18 protein-coding genes are annotated in these 17745 nt (G+C 64.0%); 14 read left to right on the plus strand and 4 right to left on the minus strand.

The features are described 5' to 3' along the window. Positions 1-52 precede the first annotated feature (52 nt). The 3 genes from V1294_RS06550 to V1294_RS06560 all read left to right on the plus strand — a co-directional run bounded on the left by V1294_RS06550 (position 53) and on the right by V1294_RS06560 (position 1772). Positions 53-442 (plus strand): DUF983 domain-containing protein, encoded by a 390-nt coding sequence (locus V1294_RS06550; protein ID WP_334495909.1) that lies wholly within the window; start codon positions 53-55, stop codon positions 440-442. Continuing rightward, positions 439-1206 (plus strand): SURF1 family protein, encoded by a 768-nt coding sequence (locus tag V1294_RS06555; protein WP_334495910.1) that lies wholly within the window; start codon positions 439-441, stop codon positions 1204-1206. Before V1294_RS06550 ends, V1294_RS06555 begins: the two co-directional genes overlap by 4 nt. A 161-nt stretch (positions 1207-1367) precedes the next feature. Beyond that, positions 1368-1772, plus strand: a complete 405-nt coding sequence (locus V1294_RS06560) for a nuclear transport factor 2 family protein (RefSeq protein WP_334489336.1) — start codon at positions 1368-1370, stop codon at positions 1770-1772. On the opposite strand, the gene V1294_RS06565 is transcribed toward V1294_RS06560, so the two are convergent. Further along, positions 1760-3097, minus strand: a complete 1338-nt coding sequence (locus V1294_RS06565) for a histidine kinase (RefSeq protein ID WP_334489338.1) — start codon at positions 3095-3097, stop codon at positions 1760-1762. The two genes, V1294_RS06560 and V1294_RS06565, sit on opposite strands and share 13 nt — an antisense overlap. A 113-nt stretch (positions 3098-3210) precedes the next feature. On the opposite strand from V1294_RS06565, the gene V1294_RS06570 reads away from it, so the two are divergent. Then, the gene (locus V1294_RS06570) at positions 3211-3855 is read left to right on the plus strand and encodes a response regulator transcription factor (RefSeq protein ID WP_334489339.1); all 645 of its coding nucleotides are present in this window, start codon (positions 3211-3213) and stop codon (positions 3853-3855) included. Positions 3856-4287: 432 nt separating this feature from the next. Further along, a complete protein-coding gene (locus tag V1294_RS06575) occupies positions 4288-4500 on the plus strand; it encodes a hypothetical protein (RefSeq protein ID WP_334489340.1) in 213 nt (70 codons plus the stop codon). Between the two features lie 60 nt (positions 4501-4560). On the opposite strand, the gene V1294_RS06580 is transcribed toward V1294_RS06575, so the two are convergent. After that, complete coding sequence (locus V1294_RS06580; RefSeq protein WP_334495911.1) at positions 4561-5454, minus strand: LysR family transcriptional regulator; 894 nt, start codon at positions 5452-5454, stop codon at positions 4561-4563. A gap of 232 nt (positions 5455-5686) precedes the next feature. Here V1294_RS06580 and paoA point away from each other — a divergent pair, with 232 nt between their 5' ends. From paoA to V1294_RS06600, 4 genes are all read left to right on the plus strand, one after another. Continuing rightward, positions 5687-6340 (plus strand): aldehyde dehydrogenase iron-sulfur subunit PaoA, encoded by a 654-nt coding sequence (paoA, locus tag V1294_RS06585; protein WP_334489342.1) that lies wholly within the window; start codon positions 5687-5689, stop codon positions 6338-6340. Then, a complete protein-coding gene (locus V1294_RS06590; protein ID WP_334495912.1) occupies positions 6337-7287 on the plus strand; it encodes an FAD binding domain-containing protein in 951 nt (316 codons plus the stop codon). The genes paoA and V1294_RS06590 overlap by 4 nt, the downstream gene beginning before the upstream one ends. Positions 7288-7290: 3 nt before the next feature. Further along, positions 7291-9495: an aldehyde oxidoreductase molybdenum-binding subunit PaoC gene (gene paoC, locus V1294_RS06595; RefSeq protein WP_334495914.1), complete on the plus strand. Its 2205-nt coding sequence runs from the start codon at positions 7291-7293 to the stop codon at positions 9493-9495. 161 nt (positions 9496-9656) lie between these two features. Next, complete coding sequence (locus V1294_RS06600; protein WP_334504531.1) at positions 9657-10052, plus strand: (R)-mandelonitrile lyase; 396 nt, start codon at positions 9657-9659, stop codon at positions 10050-10052. 968 nt (positions 10053-11020) lie between these two features. On the opposite strand, the gene V1294_RS06605 is transcribed toward V1294_RS06600, so the two are convergent. Continuing rightward, positions 11021-11320, minus strand: coding sequence for a hypothetical protein (locus V1294_RS06605; protein ID WP_334495915.1), 300 nt, complete (start codon positions 11318-11320; stop codon positions 11021-11023). Between the two features lie 134 nt (positions 11321-11454). Between V1294_RS06605 and V1294_RS06610 the strand changes: the two genes are divergently transcribed. The 5 genes from V1294_RS06610 to V1294_RS06630 all read left to right on the plus strand — a co-directional run bounded on the left by V1294_RS06610 (position 11455) and on the right by V1294_RS06630 (position 17203). Then, entirely contained in the window at positions 11455-12726 is a 1272-nt protein-coding gene (locus tag V1294_RS06610; protein WP_334495917.1) for a lipoprotein-releasing ABC transporter permease subunit, read from the plus strand. A 347-nt stretch (positions 12727-13073) separates the two neighbouring features. Beyond that, a complete protein-coding gene (gene thrC, locus V1294_RS06615; protein ID WP_334495919.1) occupies positions 13074-14492 on the plus strand; it encodes a threonine synthase in 1419 nt (472 codons plus the stop codon). After that, positions 14489-15778 (plus strand): M16 family metallopeptidase, encoded by a 1290-nt coding sequence (locus tag V1294_RS06620; RefSeq protein WP_334495921.1) that lies wholly within the window; start codon positions 14489-14491, stop codon positions 15776-15778. The genes thrC and V1294_RS06620 overlap by 4 nt, the downstream gene beginning before the upstream one ends. A gap of 97 nt (positions 15779-15875) precedes the next feature. Then, on the plus strand, positions 15876-16463 hold the full coding sequence (locus tag V1294_RS06625) for a GNAT family N-acetyltransferase (protein WP_334489357.1): 588 nt from the start codon (positions 15876-15878) through the stop codon (positions 16461-16463). 134 nt (positions 16464-16597) lie between these two features. Next, positions 16598-17203: a hypothetical protein gene (locus V1294_RS06630; RefSeq protein ID WP_334504533.1), complete on the plus strand. Its 606-nt coding sequence runs from the start codon at positions 16598-16600 to the stop codon at positions 17201-17203. 53 nt (positions 17204-17256) lie between these two features. On the opposite strand, the gene V1294_RS06635 is transcribed toward V1294_RS06630, so the two are convergent. Next, positions 17257-17742 (minus strand): F0F1 ATP synthase subunit B family protein, encoded by a 486-nt coding sequence (locus V1294_RS06635; RefSeq protein WP_334495923.1) that lies wholly within the window; start codon positions 17740-17742, stop codon positions 17257-17259. Between the last annotated feature and the right edge of the window lie 3 nt (positions 17743-17745).

A 17745-nucleotide genomic window follows, 5' to 3' on the forward strand; every position in this document is an offset into this window, starting at 1 on the left:
ACAAGGGGGGCGGTCGGAAAGGCCGCCCCCTTTTTCTTTGCAAAATGAAGCCATGACAGATAACGCGGCAATCACCGTCACCCAGAGCGCACTCCGCGGCATCGCCTGCCGCTGCCCGCGTTGCGGCAAGGGCAAGCTCTATGCGGGCTTCCTCGACCTGCGCCCGAATTGCGAAGCGTGCGGGCTCGACTACGCCTTCATCGATGCCGGCGATGGGCCTGCGATCTTCATCATCATGCTGGCGGGCGCCATCGTCGTCACCGCGGCCCTGATCGTTGAAATCAAGTATCAGCCGCCGTTCTGGCTGCATGCGGCGCTGTGGCTGCCGCTGATCATAGCTACCACGCTGTTGCCGCTGCGCTCGATGAAGTCGTTGTTGATCGCGCTGCAGTTCCATCACAAGGCGGCGCCCGGCCGGCTGATCGACCGCGAGCCGAAATGACCGGGCCCTCGTCGCGGCGGCCGGCGGTTACCGGTTTTGCCATCTTCACGCTGCTGATGGTGATGGCCTTTACGGGCCTCGGGATTTGGCAATTGCAGCGCCGGGTCGAAAAGCACGCGCTGATCGCCTTGCTGAACGAGCGGCTCGCCGCCGCGCCCGAGGCGCTGCCGGCGTCGTCGCAATGGAATGCGCTGACGCCGGCCAGAGACGAATTCCGCCGTGTCAGCTTCACCGCCACCTACGCGCCGTTGCCGGATGCGATGGTCTACAGCGCGGGATCCGCGGTCCGTGACGACGTCTCCGGCCCCGGCACCTGGGCCTTCCTGCCGGCGCAGCTCGCCGGTGGCAACACCATCGTGGTCAACACCGGCTTCGTGCAGAACACGATGCAGGACCGCGCCCAGCAGGATCGCGCCGTAAGACGGCTCATCACCGGTGACCCGGTGCAGCTCAGCGGCTACATCCGTTTTCCCGAAAGCGCCGGCGCGCTGACGCCGCCGGAGAGCGCGGCAAAACGGCTCTGGTTCACCCGCGATCATCTCGCTATGTCCCGCGTGCTGGGCTGGGTGGAGGGCGGCAAGGCCGTCGCGCCGTTTTATGTCGATCTGGAAACGCCCGTGCCCGAGAGCGGCATTCCAAAACCCGGCCCGCTCTCCGTGCGTCTCAAGGACGATCACCTGCAATACGCCATCACCTGGTTCACACTGGCGTTTGCAGTCATCATCGCCTTCGGCGTCTGGTGGCGCGCCCAGCGCCGCGCCTGAGTTCCTCCCCGTATTCAACCGGACTAGCTTGTCGGAACGTTTGTTCCTCACAATCGTTTGAGTTCCACGGTGCGTACACGACAAGAGGCCGTTCAATGTCCATTCACGACGATCGCCATACTCCATCACCCGCGTCAGCACTTGGGACCAGGAATAGCGACGTGGATGGGATCGCGGATTTGGCGGATGATTTCGATCAGATAGCTCTGGTGGTCGACTGGCTCGATGCGTGCCGGAAGCGCGACCTGGCGGCGTTGCTTGACCTCTATGCCGACGACGCGAGGCTCGAATGCCAGTGCGGCGGGGGCAAGGTCAGCGAAGGCCGCGCCGAACTCGAATCCTATTGGCGGCCGCGCCTCGATGCGCTCGCACCCACCGCATTCGGGCTGGAGGAAATCACGCCGACCGCCGAGGGCGTCGTGCTCGATTATCTGAGCCATGAAGGCGAGCCGGTCCGTATCGCGTTCACCTTTTCGCGCGACGCCAAGATCCAGCGGGCCGCTTGCGCTCCCACGGGACAGGCGTTGCATCAGGAAGTTGCCAGCGTTGCCGATCAGGTTGGCTGACCGTTAGCCTGTTTCTCGCCTCGCGCATGGGCGGCGGAATCTCCTGCCGGAAGCCGGCAACGCACGCAGGTGCGTCCCTCTTCGCGCAGCAGTTCAAGCGTCCCGCTCAGCGCCCGAACGCGCTCCAGCATTCCCGTCAATCCCCGGCCGAACATCCGGTCCGCCGGAAAGCCGATGCCGTCGTCGGATACTTCCACGATCACCTCGCGGTCGTGGATGTCAGCCGCGACATGCATCGCGTTCGCCCTGGCATGACGAAGCACGTTTGTCACCGCCTCCTGGATCACGCGATAGATTGTCTGTGATAGCAAGCCGTCGACCTCGTTCAGCGTCGTGTCGATCTGCGACGTCACTTTGAGATCCGGCGCCTGTGCCTTCACGTTCTGCAGCAGCGTCTGGATGCTCCTCTCCAGGCCGAGCTCCTGGATGTAGAGCGGCCGCAGCCGGTCGAGTATGCGGCGGTTCGCCTGCTGCAATGTTTCGACCGACTGCACAATGCCCTCGGCGGCGCGCCTCAACTTCGCCTGGCCGGACGGGATGGATTCCAAAAGCGCCACCGTGTTGGCGCGGATCCCGAACAACAGCGGCCCGAGTTCGTCATGAAGCTCGCGCGCCATATCCTGCCGCTCATCGTCCTGCAGCGACACGATCCGGCGCAGCAGGCTGCGGTTATCCTGGCTGAGGCGATTGAGGGTGCGGGCGAGTTCGTTGGCTTCCTGCGCGCTCTTGCGGATCTCGGGCGGGCCGGCGGGAGCAATCGGCTGCTCGTAATCACCCGATCGCATTCGGGTCAGGCCGTCGCCCAGACTTTGCAGCGGTCGCAATGCGGAACGCGCGGCGAAATGGGCAATGGCCCACGTCAACAGCATCAAAGTAATTCCGGAGCAGACGATCGCCAGAAATCCGATCCACTTCTCGTAGATGTCGGCGGTCATGTCGGGCACAAATACGATGTCGCCGACCTGCCTTCCCTCGATCGTCACCGGGAAGGTGGCTTTGAATTCGGGTAGGGCGAGGAGGCGGACGAACCAGTCAGGCACCGTCCCCAAGGGGGTCTGCACCTCGGCAGCATTAACATCGAGGTCAGTCCCGAGGCGCCGAAACCGGATTGTTGCGGAGGCACCCAGCGGTTGCACGAACGCTTCGAGCGTCGCTTGCGGATTGCTGGAGGTCCGAAGCGCGTCGTTGAGCGCAGCCGCGACCGCCCTGGCCGAGCGAGCAGCCGGTTCGGTTTCCTCCATAAGTTGCGCCGTGGCGAAGATCCGGAGCGAAACGCCCCCGGCCAACAGAGCGGCCACGAACATCAGGCCGAGCAGCAGCAACAACCGCGTTCGAAGAGAAAGCCTGTTCCACATTTCGACTAATATAACTCCCGCAACCCAAGATTTCTCTTTTCAAATATCGCCAACCGCCTATTTAATCTTAAAGGGGATAGATGATGCAGAATTCTACCAGATCGGCAACGAAGGTCCTGATCGTCGACGACCACCCGGTGGTCCTGTCGGGTTGCCGGTTGCTGTTTGCGTCTGACAATTCCGTGAAGATCGACGAGGCCACCGACGCCAAGTCCGGGCATCGCGCCTACATGGCGAAGCGGCCTGACGTCACCGTGATCGATATCAAGCTTCCGGATGTGTCGGGTTTCGAACTGATGCGCCGCATCCGCAAGGACGATCCGGACGCGCGGATCATCATGTTCAGCATGAACGACGATCCGGCGTTTGTGGTTCGCGCCATCGAGATGGGCGCGCAGGGCTATGTCTCGAAGGGTGACGACCCCCGGATGCTGGTGAGGGCCGTCCGCAAGGTGGCCGCGGGAGACAATTTCATTTCACCGCAACTGGCGGAAGCGGTGACGTTTTCTGGCGCTTCGATCAAGGCCAATCCGGCGTCGCAAATGACCGCGCGCGAACTGGAAATCCTGCGGCTGCTCGGCCGCGGCGACAAGATCGTCGAAGTCGCCGACGCGCTGGAGATTTCCTACAAGACGGTGGCCAACACCACCTCGCTGCTCAAGCAGAAGCTCGGCGCCAAGAATCATTCGGACTTGATCCGGATCGCGGTGGAGATGGGGCTCGGCTGAGCGCTGTCTGCCGTTCGGTGACCGCTGAATCGGCCGCGCCACGTGGGCGCGACCCGTTCGCGTCGCTGCACTTCGCGTTTGCCCGGGCAATGGGATGGACGAAGGCGAATCCAGCGAAGGCTTAGCGGTAATGGCGATGCTTGTGATGACCGCGGCCCCTATGCCACCCGTAATGGTGTCCGCGTCCCCGGTGCATGTGTCCGTGGCCGCGCCCATGCTTGACCTCAATCACTCCGCTGTCCTGCGTGGCCAAGGGGGCGATGCCCAGCCGGGCGGAAGCGGATACGGTCATTGCCAGCAGCGCAAGACCAATCAGGCCGACACGTCTCATCCAGTGTCCTTCCGTTCTCAGGCATTGTTATGGCAATTGGCGGGAAAACTTGGCAGCATGCGCCTCGCTGGTCGATGGCAGGAGCGGTGCAGGAGTGGTGAATGGCTGACCCGGATATCGTGGAGATCGCCTGCGCACGGGCGTGGGGTGTCTACCTCCTGATCAACCGCGGCATCGATGAGAATGACGCGCGGCGAGGCAAATTGAGGCATTTTATTCGCAAGCGCTGGGAGGCGGGCGACAACGAGACGGAGTTTTTGGCGGTCGAGGGTCTCAAATATCTCAAGAGACTGGACGGGTCCCCGACCGGCTAGGCGTATGCCGTCGGCGGCCGGAGAGCCGAGCTTATCGTCGGGAAAAAAGGGAAGATGGTGTCAGCCCCGGTAACGCAGCGCCGCGACCAGCACGGCAAAGGCCGGGGTGAGCTGGCGGCGGCTCGGGTAATAGAGGTGATAGCCTGGAAACGGCGCGCACCAGTCGGCCAGCACGCGGATCAGGCGGCCGTCGGCAAGGTGCGCCTGCACCTGATCCTCCGGCAGATAGGCGAGCCCGAGCCCGGCCAGCACCGCGTTCATCCGTAGCGCCAAGTTGTTGAACACCAGCTGGCCGTCGACCCGGACTCTCAGGGCGCGTCCGCGCTTCTCGAACTCCCAGGCGTAGATCCCGCCATAGGTCGGCAATCGGATATTGATGCAGCTATGGGCCACGAGGTCCTGGGGCCTGGCGGGCTTGGGGTGAAGAGCGAAATAGCCTGATGTGCCGACCACCGCCATGCGGAAATCCGGCCCGATGCGCACCGCGATCATGTCCTTTGCCACCTGCTCGCCGAGGCGAACACCGGCGTCGTAACGCTCCGCGACGATGTCGGTGAAACCGTAGTCGACGCTCACCTCCACCTTGATGTCGGGATATCGCGGCAGCAGTTTTGCCAAAGCAGGCGAGAGGATCGTGACGGCCGAATGTTCGGCGGCGGTGATGCGGATGGTGCCGGCCGGCTTGTCGCGAAGCTCGGTCAGCGCGGAAAGCTCGGCGTCGATCTCTTCCAGCTTCGGCGCCACCGTCCGCAGCAGCCGCTCGCCGGCCTCCGTTGGTGCGACGCTGCGGGTGGTGCGGGTCAACAACCGCAGGCCGAGCCGCTCCTCCAGCCCGCGGATCGTATGAGAGAGCGCGGACTGCGAAACATCGAGCTGCGCCGCTGCCCGCGTGAAGCTTCGCTCCCGCGCGACCACCAGGAAGGCCAGGAGATCATTGATGTTCTGCCGCGCCATTCATGAATCCATCTCATGAGTATAAGCTGATTGTACCATCTAATCGAAACCCAGTGCAGCCGTTAGCTTGTTAAAGGCCGGCGAGTGCGGTCCTCCACGACAGCTCTTTCAAACGTGAACGCCGGCGAGGAACAGCCGAAACGCGGCGCCGTTACGGATGCTTGAGGCGGACGCCGGTCGCGCCGCACATCGTCAGAACGAGCAGAAAACGACAGCAGAATGGGAACACGACATGCAAGGTCCGAGCGACTTCGATCTATCGCGGCGGAAACTGTTGCTGGGAACCGCCGCATCGGTGGCTTTTAGCGCGGCGTCCCCGATGGCCAAGGCGCAAACGCCTGCGGCTCCTGCGCGGGCCGCCGCCGAGGCTGTTTCGATGTCGAAAGTTTCCTTCAGCGTGAATGGCAGGCCGCGCGAAATCGCGCTCGACACGCGAACCACGCTGCTCGATGCGCTGCGCGAACATTTGCATCTCACCGGGACCAAGAAGGGCTGCGATCACGGCCAGTGTGGCGCCTGCACGGTCATCGTTGGCGGACGGCGGATCAATTCCTGCCTGACGCTCGCGGTCATGCATGAGGGCGACGAGATCAAGACAATCGAGGGGCTGGGTACGCCTGAAAACCTTCACCCGATGCAGGCCGCATTCGTAAAACATGACGGCTATCAATGCGGCTATTGCACGCCGGGGCAGATCTGCTCGGCGGTCGCCGTGCTCGACGAAATCAAGGCCGGCATTCCGAGCCATGTCAGCGCCGACCTGAACGCGCCGGCACAACCGACCAATGCCGAACTCCGCGAGCGCATGAGCGGCAACATCTGCCGCTGCGGCGCCTATTCCAACATCGCCGAGGCGATATCAGAAGTGGCCGGGAGGCCCGCATGAGATCATTCACCTACGAGCGCGCCCGCAACCCCGCTGAGGCTGCAGCCTCCGCTATGCGCCAACCGGACGCCAAATTCATTGCCGGCGGCACCAATCTGCTCGATCTGATGAAACTCGAGATCGAGACGCCGGCGCATCTGATCGACGTCAACGGCCTTGCGCTCGACAAGATCGAGCCGACGGCGGAGGGCGGATTGCGGATCGGCGCGCTGGTGCGCAATACCGATCTTGCTGCGGATAGCCGCGTGCGGCGCGACTATGGCGTATTGTCGCGTGCGCTGCTGGCGGGTGCCTCAGGCCAGTTGCGCAACAGGGCGACGACCGCGGGCAATCTGCTGCAGCGGACGCGCTGTCCTTACTTCTATGACACCAACCAGCCCTGCAACAAGCGCCGCCCCGGCAGCGGCTGCGCGGCGATCGGCGGGTTCAGCCGCCAGCATGCCGTGGTGGGCGCCAGCGAAGCCTGCATCGCCACCCATCCGAGCGACATGGCGGTGGCGATGCGCGCGCTCGATGCGACGATCGAAACCGTGCGGCCGGACGGCGCGACGCGAACGATCCCGATCGCCGAATTCCACCGCCTGCCCGGCGACACGCCGCATATCGAAACCACACTGCAGCCGGGCGAACTGATTACCACCGTGACGCTGCCAAAGCCCGTCGGCGGCAGGCAGGTCTATCGCAAGGTGCGCGATCGCGCCTCTTACGCCTTCGCGCTGGTCTCGGTCGCCGCGATCGTGCAGCGCGACGGCACCGGGCGCATTGCGCTTGGCGGCGTCGCGCACAAGCCGTGGCGCATCGAGGCGGCGGAGGCCCAGATGCCGCGCGGCGCCAGGGCCGTCGTCGCGCGATTGCTCGCCGATGCGAAGCCGACGCGCGAGAACGCATTCAAGCTGTCGCTGGCCGAGCGCACGCTCGGCGCGGTGCTGACCGAAGCGAAGGGTTGAGCCATGAAATTCGATACCCCCGCCACGACCAATCCGATTGACCAGATGAAGGTCGTCGGCCAATCCTTCAGCCGCATCGATGGCCCGCTCAAGACCACCGGCACGGCGCCCTATGCCTACGAGCGGCACGACGTCGTTTCGAATCCGGCCTATGGCTACGTGGTCGGCTCGGCGATCGCGAAAGGACGGATCGCCGGCATCGACCTCGGCAAGGCCAAGGCCGCGCCCGGCGTGCTCGCGATCGTCACGGCCGACAATGCCGGCAAACTCGACAAGGGCAGGCTCAACACCGCAAAACTGCTCGGCGGCCCCGAGATCCAGCACTATCACCAGGCCATCGCCGTGGTCGTGGCGGAGACCTTTGAGCAGGCACGCGCCGCGGCGCAGCTCATCCGCGTCGATTACGTCAGGGAGCAGGGCGCGTTCGATCTCGCTTCGTTGCTGGACAAGGCAAAACCAAATCCGATCACCAACGGTCCCGGCGATACGGCGGTCGGCGACTTCGCCGCTGCGTTTGCGGCTGCGCCGGTCCGGCTCGATGCGCGCTACTCAACGCCCGATGAAGCGCACGCGATGATGGAGCCGCACGCGACGATCGCCGCATGGGAGGGTGACAAGCTCACGCTATGGACCTCCAACCAGATGATCGCCTGGAACAAGGCCGAGATGGCCAAGATCCTGGGCATGCAGGCGGAGAACGTTCGCCTCGACTCGCCGTTCATCGGCGGCGGTTTTGGCGGCAAGCTGTTCCCGCGCGCCGATGCTCTGCTGGCCGCGCTGGGCGCGCGTGCCGCCAAGCGGCCGGTGAAAGTGGCGCTGCAGCGTCCCCTGATGTTCAACAACACCACGCATCGGCCCGCAACGATCCAGCGCATCCGCATCGGCGCGACGCGGGACGGCAAGATCACGGCGATCGGTCATGAAAGCTGGTCGGGCGACCTGCCGGGCGGCAAGGCGGATGGCGCGGTCAGCCAGACGCGGCTGCTCTATGCCGGCGCACACCGCATGACCGCCACGCGGCTCGCGACACTCGATCTGGCCGAAGGCAATGCCATGCGCGCGCCGGGCGAGGCGACGGGCATGATGGCGCTGGAAATCGCCGTCGACGAAATGGCCGAGAAGCTCGGCATGGATCCGATCGAGTTTCGGATCGTCAACGATACCCAGGTCGATCCGGAAAAGCCGGAGCGGCCGTTCTCGCAGCGTCAGCTCGTCGAGTGCCTGCGTACCGGCGCCGAGCGCTTCGGCTGGAGCAGGCGTAACCCGCAGCCGGGCAGGGTCCGCGATGGACGCTGGCTGGTCGGCATCGGCGCCGCCGCGGCGTTTCGCAACAATCTGCTGACGAAATCAGCGGCGCGTGTCCGGCTCGACAACAAAGGTGTCGTCACCGTCGAGACCGACATGACCGACATCGGCACCGGCAGCTACACCATCGTCGCGCAGACCGCGGCCGAGATGATGGGCGTGCCGCTCGAGAAGGTGAAGGTACGCCTCGGCGACTCGGTCTTCCCGGTGTCGGCCGGCTCCGGCGGGCAATGGGGCGGCAACAACTCCACCGCCGGCGTCTATGCCGCCTGTGTCAAGCTGCGCGAGGCGGTCGCGCAGAAACTCGGCTTCAACTCCGCCGAGGCGGAATTCGCCGATGGCGAGGTGCGCGCGGGTAATCGCAGCGTGCCGCTGGCGCAGGCCGCGGCCGATGGCGGCATCACGGCCGAAGACGAAATCGAGTACGGCGATATCGCCAAGAAGTACCAGCAATCGACTTTCGGCGCGCATTTCGTTGAAGTCGGCGTCGATGCCGCGACCGCCGAGATCCGCGTGCGGCGGATGCTCGCGGTGTGCGCCGCCGGACGCATCCTCAATCCGAAGACGGCCCGCAGCCAGGTGATCGGGGCGATGACCATGGGCGTCGGCGCAGCACTGATGGAAGAACTCGTGGTCGACAAGCGCGCCGGCTTCTTCGTCAACCACGATCTCGCGGGCTACGAAGTGCCTGTTCATTCCGACATCCCGCATCAGGACATGTTCTTCCTCGACGAGACCGATCCGATGTCGTCGCCGATGAAGGCCAAGGGCGTCGCGGAGCTCGGCATCTGCGGCGTGGCGGCAGCCGTTGCCAACGCGGTTTACAACGCGACGGGCGTGCGCGTCCGCGATTATCCGATCACGCTCGACAAGCTCCTGGAACAAATGCCGGACGTGGGTTGAGCGCTGAAACGCGCGCGGCCGCGCGTATCCCGAAGCTCGACGCAAGCGCCTCTAGAGAAAGCATCATGATCACGCGAAGACGCCTGCTCGCCACCACTGGCCTTGCGGTGCTGGCGGCAGGCACCACGCTGGCTGTCCCGGCCAAGGCAAGGAATGGAACGATGGAAATCAAGCGAAGCGGTTCACGGCCGTCAGGCAAAGGGCCCGCGGAATACTTCACGGGCAATGTGCGCGTCGATCCGCTGATGCAGGCTCCCGATCCCGCGCGCGTCGCCGGCGCCAGCGTCACCTTCGAGCCCGGCGCGCGGACGGCATGGCATACCCATCCCCTGGGCCAGACCCTGATCGTCACCTCCGGCCGCGGCTGGGTGCAGGTCTGGGGCGGGCGCGTCGAGGAAATTCACCCGGGCGACGTCGTCTGGTTTCCGCCGGGCGAAAAGCACTGGCATGGCGCGACGCCGACGACGGCCATGACGCACATCGCGATCCAGGAGCGGCTCGACGGCAAGGCCGTCGACTGGATGGAGAAGGTGAGTGACGAACAATACCGGGCTTGATCGAACGCGGTTGTCTCGCGGGTTTGATCGGTGCGGTTTGATGGGATGTCCGCTCTGCCCCGATCGCGATCAAATTCCGCATCGCACCGAAATGTCATTGGCCGAGATTGCGCCATAGGCCCGGCATGTTCGGTTCACCCGTGTAAACGGACGTCGGCGGTTAGGCTCAAGATGTCCGGTAAGTGCCAGGGCGGTGATGCTGGCCGCGGTTGTTCAAACATGTGAACTCGTTCACAGCCACTTGCGCTCTTCCGGTACATAACGTGGCTGCGGAGGGCACACGCTATGACCCAACCTGCAAAGCGCATACCCACATGGCTGACGATTGACGTGCTGGTGATCGTCATATCGCTGGCGATTATCGGGATCGGCATCGGGATCGGGATTGCTCCCTAGCCACGAACCTGAACCGGATCGGTTCTGACAGCGGCCAACCGCTACCACCAAAATCGGTACATCCAGACTGCTGGCTTTCCGAACGCTTCAGTTTTCATAAGATCGCAAACCAGAGGAGCTCTCTTGTGTGCGCGCTCCGGCGAGAAAACCGCGTTGGCTCAATCCAGCCCCCTGTACCGCAGCCAAGGGCATGTATCTCGTCGGGGCGCGCAAGCAAGAATTGCCTGGCGCAACGCTTCTCGGGAACGGAAGCGGAACGGCGGTGAACATGCGTGGTCGTTTTTACGGATTAGTCGAGTGTTTGATATATCAAGCACCAAACGCCGCTGCCCGGGTTGCATCGGCTGCGAACAGACCGCTGCGCAACGCGACGGGCGGCCAAAAAACGCCTCGACGGACACGGGGCTTTCCGATGTGGACATTTCTTACGATCAGTCCCCGCGCGGGCAGGAACTCGCGGCGGTACCCGAGGAAATTTTCGAGCGCGAGGTGCAGTAAAAACCCACAGCGACCGGCGCGCGGTGAACTCCGATCGTCAGAGATGCCGCCGGGTCGCCGGGGTTGCCTGCCGGTTAGCGCTTGATGCGTGCAAAAAAGAATATTCCGGCGATCGGCGTGATCGCAATTTGATACGCCAGCCTAGCAATGGCGGCAGCGCCAAGTCCGCCTTGCTCCTGGAAGCGGACATCGGCAGCGCCGGCGGCCATGTCGGCTTTGTGCCCAACAGGCGACATCCTAGGCTCGGTTTCCTTCGATGCCGAAGATGTCATATTCTCGAACACGGAAGGTCGGCCGGCGCGATTGTTCTGAGACCGTAAATGGACGCCACCGTCGACGTCGTGCTTCATGCCGGCCGCAGCGCGGTCGATCATTGTCGCCATTGGCTCAATTCTACGCCCGCGTGTTCGCTGCGCCCGATCCGAAATGACGGGAATATGGCAGTGGATGAAGATTGTTCATCGAAGCGAGCGCTCGAATCGTACCAAAAACTCGCTAGAGTGGGGCCATGGAAAAATCCCCGCGCCCCCTGCCGTTCGCGGCGTTCGAATGGCTGGTGTCAGGGCGCTACTTGCGGGCGCGTCGCAAGGAAGGCTTCATTTCCGTTATTGCCGGTTTCTCGTTCCTCGGCATCATGCTCGGCGTTGCGACGCTGATTATCGTGATGGCCGTCATGAATGGCTTTCGCAAGGAACTGATCGACAAGATCGTCGGCATGAACGGTCATCTCGTGGTGCAGCCAATCGAACAGCCGCTGACGGATTGGCAGGACGTCACTGAGCGCATCAGCCAGGTTCCAGGCATTCGGCTTGCCGCTCCGGTGGTGGACGGTCCGGCGCTGGCATCATCGGCGCACAATGCCTCTGGCGTACTCGTTCGCGGTATTCGCCCTGATGATCTCAACAAGCTCGCCTCGATCGCCAGCAACATCCAGCAGGGTTCGCTGGATGCATTTGAGCAGGGACAAGGGGTCGCCATCGGACGCAGGCTTGCCGATCACTTGTCGCTGCGTGCCGGCGACAACATCACCCTGGTAGCACCCGGCGGAGCTGTGACGTCGAAGGCCATTGCGCCTCGTATCAAGCCTTACAAGGTCGCGGCGGTGTTCAGCATCGACATGTCGGAATATGATTCCGTGATGGTTTTTCTGCCGCTCGCCGAGGCGCAGGCCTATTTCAATCGCGCCGATGACGTGAGCGCGATCGAAATTTTCATCGAAGCCAGCCCCGACAAGGTCGACGGCTTCCGACGGCCGGTGGCCGACGCCGCCGGGCGGCCGGTGTTTCTTGTCGACTGGCGACGGCGTACCTCGGCCTTTTTCGCGGCACTTCAGGTCGAGCGCAACGTCATGTTTCTGATCCTGACCTTGATCGTGCTGGTCGCCGCGCTGAACATCGTTTCGGGCCTGATCATGCTCGTAAAAGACAAGGGCAGCGATATCGCCATTCTGCGCACCGTGGGCGCCTCGCGAGGATCGATCATGCGGGTGTTCCTGATCGCGGGCGCCGCAATCGGCGTTGCCGGCACGCTGACCGGTTTTCTCGTCGGCATGCTGATTTGCCTGAATATCGAATCGATCCGGCAATTCCTGTCCTGGCTCACCAACACCGAATTGTTTCCGCCAAAACTCTACTTTCTGTCGAAGCTGCCGGCGGAGATCGATGTTGGCGAGACCGCCGCCGTTGTGATCATGGCGCTGACGCTGTCATTCCTCGCGACACTCTATCCATCGTGGCGCGCGGCGCGGCTCGATCCGGTTGATGCGCTTCGATATGAGTAGCTGAGCACGCGCGGGGCCCGTGTCGCCCCGGAATGACGGTCCATCGTCGTCCCTGCCTAGTGCGCAATTGCGCACGGGCGCAGGGACCCATAACCACCGGCTTGCGTTGTTGAAGAAGACTGTCGACCAGCGCACCCAATAATTTCCGCCGCGGCGTATGGGTCCCTGCGGTTCGCAGGGACGACAGCGGTTGCTTGGCGAGACCCCACCCCTCATCTTTTCTCTCCCATGGCATTTCCCCTTCGCCCCAAAACGCTTTATGGTGCCGCTCGCTTCGCGCTTGGCGCGACAAAATACATGGTCAATATCAAAGGCTTGGCATAGGGCTTGCGCCTTTGGAGGGTGGTTTGACGCGCTATATTTCGACGCGGGGGGAGGGCCCCGTCCTGGGTTTCTGCGATGTGATGCTGACCGGGCTCGCCCGCGACGGCGGCCTCTATGTGCCCGAGGTCTGGCCGCAGCTCTCGCACGAGACCATCGCAGGATTTTTCGGCCGGCCTTACTGGGAAGTCGCGGTCGACGTGATCCGGCCGTTTGTCGCGGGTGAAATCTCCGACGCCGACCTTGGGCGCATGGCGAATGAAGCCTACGCCACGTTCCGCCATCCGGCCGTCGTGCCGCTGAACCAGGTCGGGCCCAATCAATTCGTGCTGGAGCTGTTCCACGGCCCGACGTTGGCGTTCAAGGACGTCGCGATGCAGTTGATCTCGCGGCTGATGGATCACGTGCTGGCCAAGCGCAACCAGCGCACCACCATCGTGGTCGCGACTTCAGGCGATACCGGCGGCGCCGCCGTCGATGCGTTTGCGGGTCTCGACAATGTCGATCTGGTCGTGCTGTTCCCGAACGGGCGCATCTCCGACGTGCAGCGGCGGATGATGACGACGACAGGCGCGTCGAACGTGCATGCGCTCGCGATCGAAGGCACTTTTGACGATTGCCAGGCAATCGTGAAGGCGATGTTCAACCATCACGGCTTTCGCGACGCGGTCTCGCTGTCCGGCGTCAACTCGATCAACTGGGCGCGGATCGTGGCCCAGGTCGTGTATTATTTCACTTCCGCTGTCGCCCTCGGCGCGCCCGCGCGCACGGTGGATTTCACCGTGCCGACGGGCAATTTCGGCGACATCTTTGCAGGCTATGTCGCCAAGAAGATGGGCCTGCCGGTCCGCTGGCTGCGCATCGCCTCCAACATCAACGACATCCTGCCGCGCACGCTCAAGACCGGCATCTATGAGGTGCGCGAGGTTCACGCCTCGGCTTCGCCCTCGATGGACATCCAGATCTCCTCGAATTTCGAGCGGCTGCTGTTCGAGGCGAGCCGCCGCGACGCCGACAGCGTTCGCCGGCTGATGGGCTCGCTGAAACAGTCCGGACGTTTCGTGCTGCCGGACGCCATGCTGGCCGCGATCCGCGAGGAGTTCGATGCCGGCCGCGCCGACGAGACCGAGACGGCGGCCGCGATCCGCGCCGCCTGGCGCGAGGCCGGCGACCTCGTCGATCCCCATACCGCGGTCGCGCTGGCGGTGGCCGACCGCGATACCTCGGATTTAGGGATACCCAACATCGTGCTGTCGACCGCGCATCCGGCCAAGTTTCCCGATGCGGTGGAAGCCGCCTGCGGCGTGCGGCCGCAATTGCCGGCGTGGCTCGACGGTCTCATGACCAAATCCGAGCACATCACGGTGATGAAAAACGATTCAGCTGAAGTGGAGCGATTCGTGCGCTCGGTGAGCCGTGCCGCGAAGCAGGGAGTTGCCGGATGAGCGTTGACGTAACCAAGTTGCCGTCCGGCCTGACCGTCGTTACCGATACCATGCCGCATCTGGAAACAGCGGCGCTCGGCGTCTGGGCCGGCGTCGGCGGCCGTGACGAGAAGCCGAACGAGCATGGCATCTCGCACCTTCTGGAACACATGGCCTTCAAGGGCACGACCAGGCGCTCGTCGCGGGAGATCGTGGAAGAAATCGAGGCGGTCGGCGGCGATCTCAACGCCGGCACTTCGACCGAAACCACTGCCTATTATGCGCGGGTGATGAAGGCCGACGTGCCGCTCGCGCTCGACGTGCTCTCCGACATCCTCGCCAATCCATCCTTCGTGCCCGATGAACTCGAGCGCGAGAAGAGCGTCATCGTGCAGGAAATCGGCGCGGCGCAGGATACCCCTGACGACGTCGTGTTCGAGCACCTCAACGAACTCTGCTTTCCGGACCAGCCGATGGGCCGTTCGCTGCTGGGTACCGCCAAGACCCTGAAGAAATTCGATCGCGACATGCTGCGCGGCTATCTCTCGACGCACTACCGCGGCCCCGACATGGTGGTGGCGGCCGCGGGCGCGGTCGACCACAAGCGCGTGGTGGAGGAAGCGGCGCAAAAATTTGCCAGCTTCGACGCCACGTCCGCGCCGAAGCCGGTGCCTGCGATGTTCGGCAAGGGCGGCTCGCGGGTGGTGCATCGTGACCTCGAACAGGCGCATCTGACGCTGGCGCTCGAAGGCGTGCCGCAGACGGATCTATCGCTGTTCTCGCTGCAGGTGTTCACCAATACGCTCGGCGGCGGAATGTCGTCGCGGCTGTTCCAGGAAGTGCGCGAAAAGCGCGGCCTGTGCTACTCGATCTACACCTTCCACGCGCCCTATTCCGACACCGGCTTTTTCGGCCTCTATACCGGCACCGACCCAGGCGACGCGCCGGAGATGATGGAAGTGATCGTCGACGTCATCAATGATGCGGTGGAAACCCTGACCGAAGCCGAGATCGCCCGCGCCAAGGCGCAGATGAAGGCAGGGCTTCTGATGGCGCTGGAAAGCTGCTCGTCCCGGGCCGAACAGCTGGCGCGGCATGTGCTGGCCTATGGACGGCCGCAGACGGTGGAAGAGCTGGTCGCCAGAATCGATGCGGTCAGCGTTGAATCGACCCGCAACGCCGCGCATGCGCTGCTGTCCCGCAGCCGGCCGGCGGTCGTGGCACTTGGCAGCGGCAGGGGGCTGGACACGGCGGTATCTTTTGCGGAAGGATTGACCAGGTCGAAGGCGAAGACGCTGCTGCATTAGAGCATGATCCCGGACCCGAGGGCCGCATTAGCGCAAAGTGGGTTCCGGATTCCGCAAGGATCATGCTCCGATAGTTAGAGGGCGGGGAGTAACGGGCATGGCCCTGTTTCGTTTGCCAACCAGCGGACCGGCCGCGCTCGTGCCGCGCGGCCACGGCCTCCTGCTGCGCGCGCCGCAAATGGCGGATTTCCTGCAATGGGCGCAATTGCGCGAGCAAAGCCGCGCCTACCTCACGCCGTGGGAGCCGATCTGGCCGTCGGACGATCTGACCCGCGCCGGCTTTCGCCGAAGGCTGCGCCGCTACGCCGAAGATATCGCCGCCGACCGCTCCTATCCGTTCATCATCTTCCGCCAGTCTGACGGGGCCATGATCGGCGGCATCACGCTCGCCAATGTTCGCCGCGGCATCGTGCAGGCCGGCACCATCGGCTATTGGGTCGGCGAGCCCCATGCCGGTCGCGGCTACATGACCGCGGCGCTGCGGGTGCTGCTGCCGACGCTGTTCGGCGAGCTCAATCTGCACCGCATCGAGGCCGCCTGCATTCCCTCCAATACGCCCTCGATCCGGGTGCTGGAGAAATGCGGCTTCACCCGCGAGGGGCTGGCGCGGCGCTATCTCTGCATCAATGGCGTCTGGCAGGACCATCTGCTGTTCGGCCTGCTGCATGAGGATTTCCGCGGCTGAACCGTTGATTTCCAAGCCTTTTGGGTGCCTTGGGTTCGCCGCCATTGGGCTGCTATAACGCCGCCCGGGAACAATGACGTGAGACGATGGGATTTCAGGGACGTCGCATGGGTAACAATCGTTTGGCCAGGGTGATGGCGGCAGCCGCAGTCGCGGGCGGGCTGACCTGCCTGATGGTGGCGCCGGCATCGGCGCAATCGATCACCGATCGTTTCAAGAGCCTGTTCGGCGGCAAGTCGGACGAGGAGCCGGCCGCGAATGCGGCGGTGCCCGAGGACACGGGCGATCTGACCTGTCCACCGGTCACGGTCAGGGCCGGCGCGGCCACCTACGCCGTGGCGGCCCCCGGCAAGCAGCCGGTCGGCAACGACCTGCGCTTTCAGGTGACGATCTCCAAAATGGCCCGCGAATGCAGCGTCAATGGCGGCGTGATCACGGCGCGGATCGGCATTCAGGGCCGCGTCATTGCCGGCCCCGCCGGCGCCCCGTCGTCGGTCCAGGTTCCGATTCGCGTCGCGGTGGTGCAGGGCGGCGTGTCTGAGAAGACCATCGCCACCAAGGCCTACCAGACCACCGTCGCCATGAAGGAAGGCGGCAGCGAGCCGTTTACGCTGGTGGCCGAAGATCTCGCTTATCCGGCGCCTCCCGGCGCCGTCGGCGACAGCTACATCTTCTATATCGGCTTCGACCCGCAGGCCCTGAAGCCCGAACGCCCGGCGCCGAAAAAGAAGAAGCAATAAAAAAGCCGGCGCGATCGTCTCGCGCCGGCTTTTGATGGATGGGTCGAAAGTGCTCAGTTCAGCTTGGCGCGAACCTCGGCAATGCCCTTGGTTAGCAGTTCGTCGGCGACCGAGCCCTTGACCGACTGCGACAGGATGGTCGAGGCGGCTTCGACCGCGGCGTTGGCGGCGGCGGCGCGGACGTCGGCCAGCGCCTGGGCTTCGGCGAGCGCGATCTTGCCCTCGGCGGTCTTGGTGCGGCGGGCGACGAAGTCTTCCATCTTGGCCTTGGCCTCGACCGCGATGCGCTCGGCTTCGGACTTGGCGTTGGCGATGATTTCCTCGGCCTCGCGCTCGGCGCTGGCGCGCCGGGTCTGGTACTCGCCGAGCAGCTTGGCGGCCTCCTCCTTGAGACGGCGGGCGTCGTCGAGTTCGGCCTTGATACGCTGGGCGCGATGATCGAGCGCCGTCAGCACGGTCTTGTGGATGCCGAGATAGGCAAACAGCGCCATCAGGATGACGAAGGCGATCGCGACCCAGGTTTCCGGTTCGGTGAACATCCG

This window comes from Bradyrhizobium sp. AZCC 1678 (assembly GCF_036924765.1).
GTDB classification, from domain to species: Bacteria; Pseudomonadota; Alphaproteobacteria; order Rhizobiales; family Xanthobacteraceae; genus Bradyrhizobium; species Bradyrhizobium algeriense.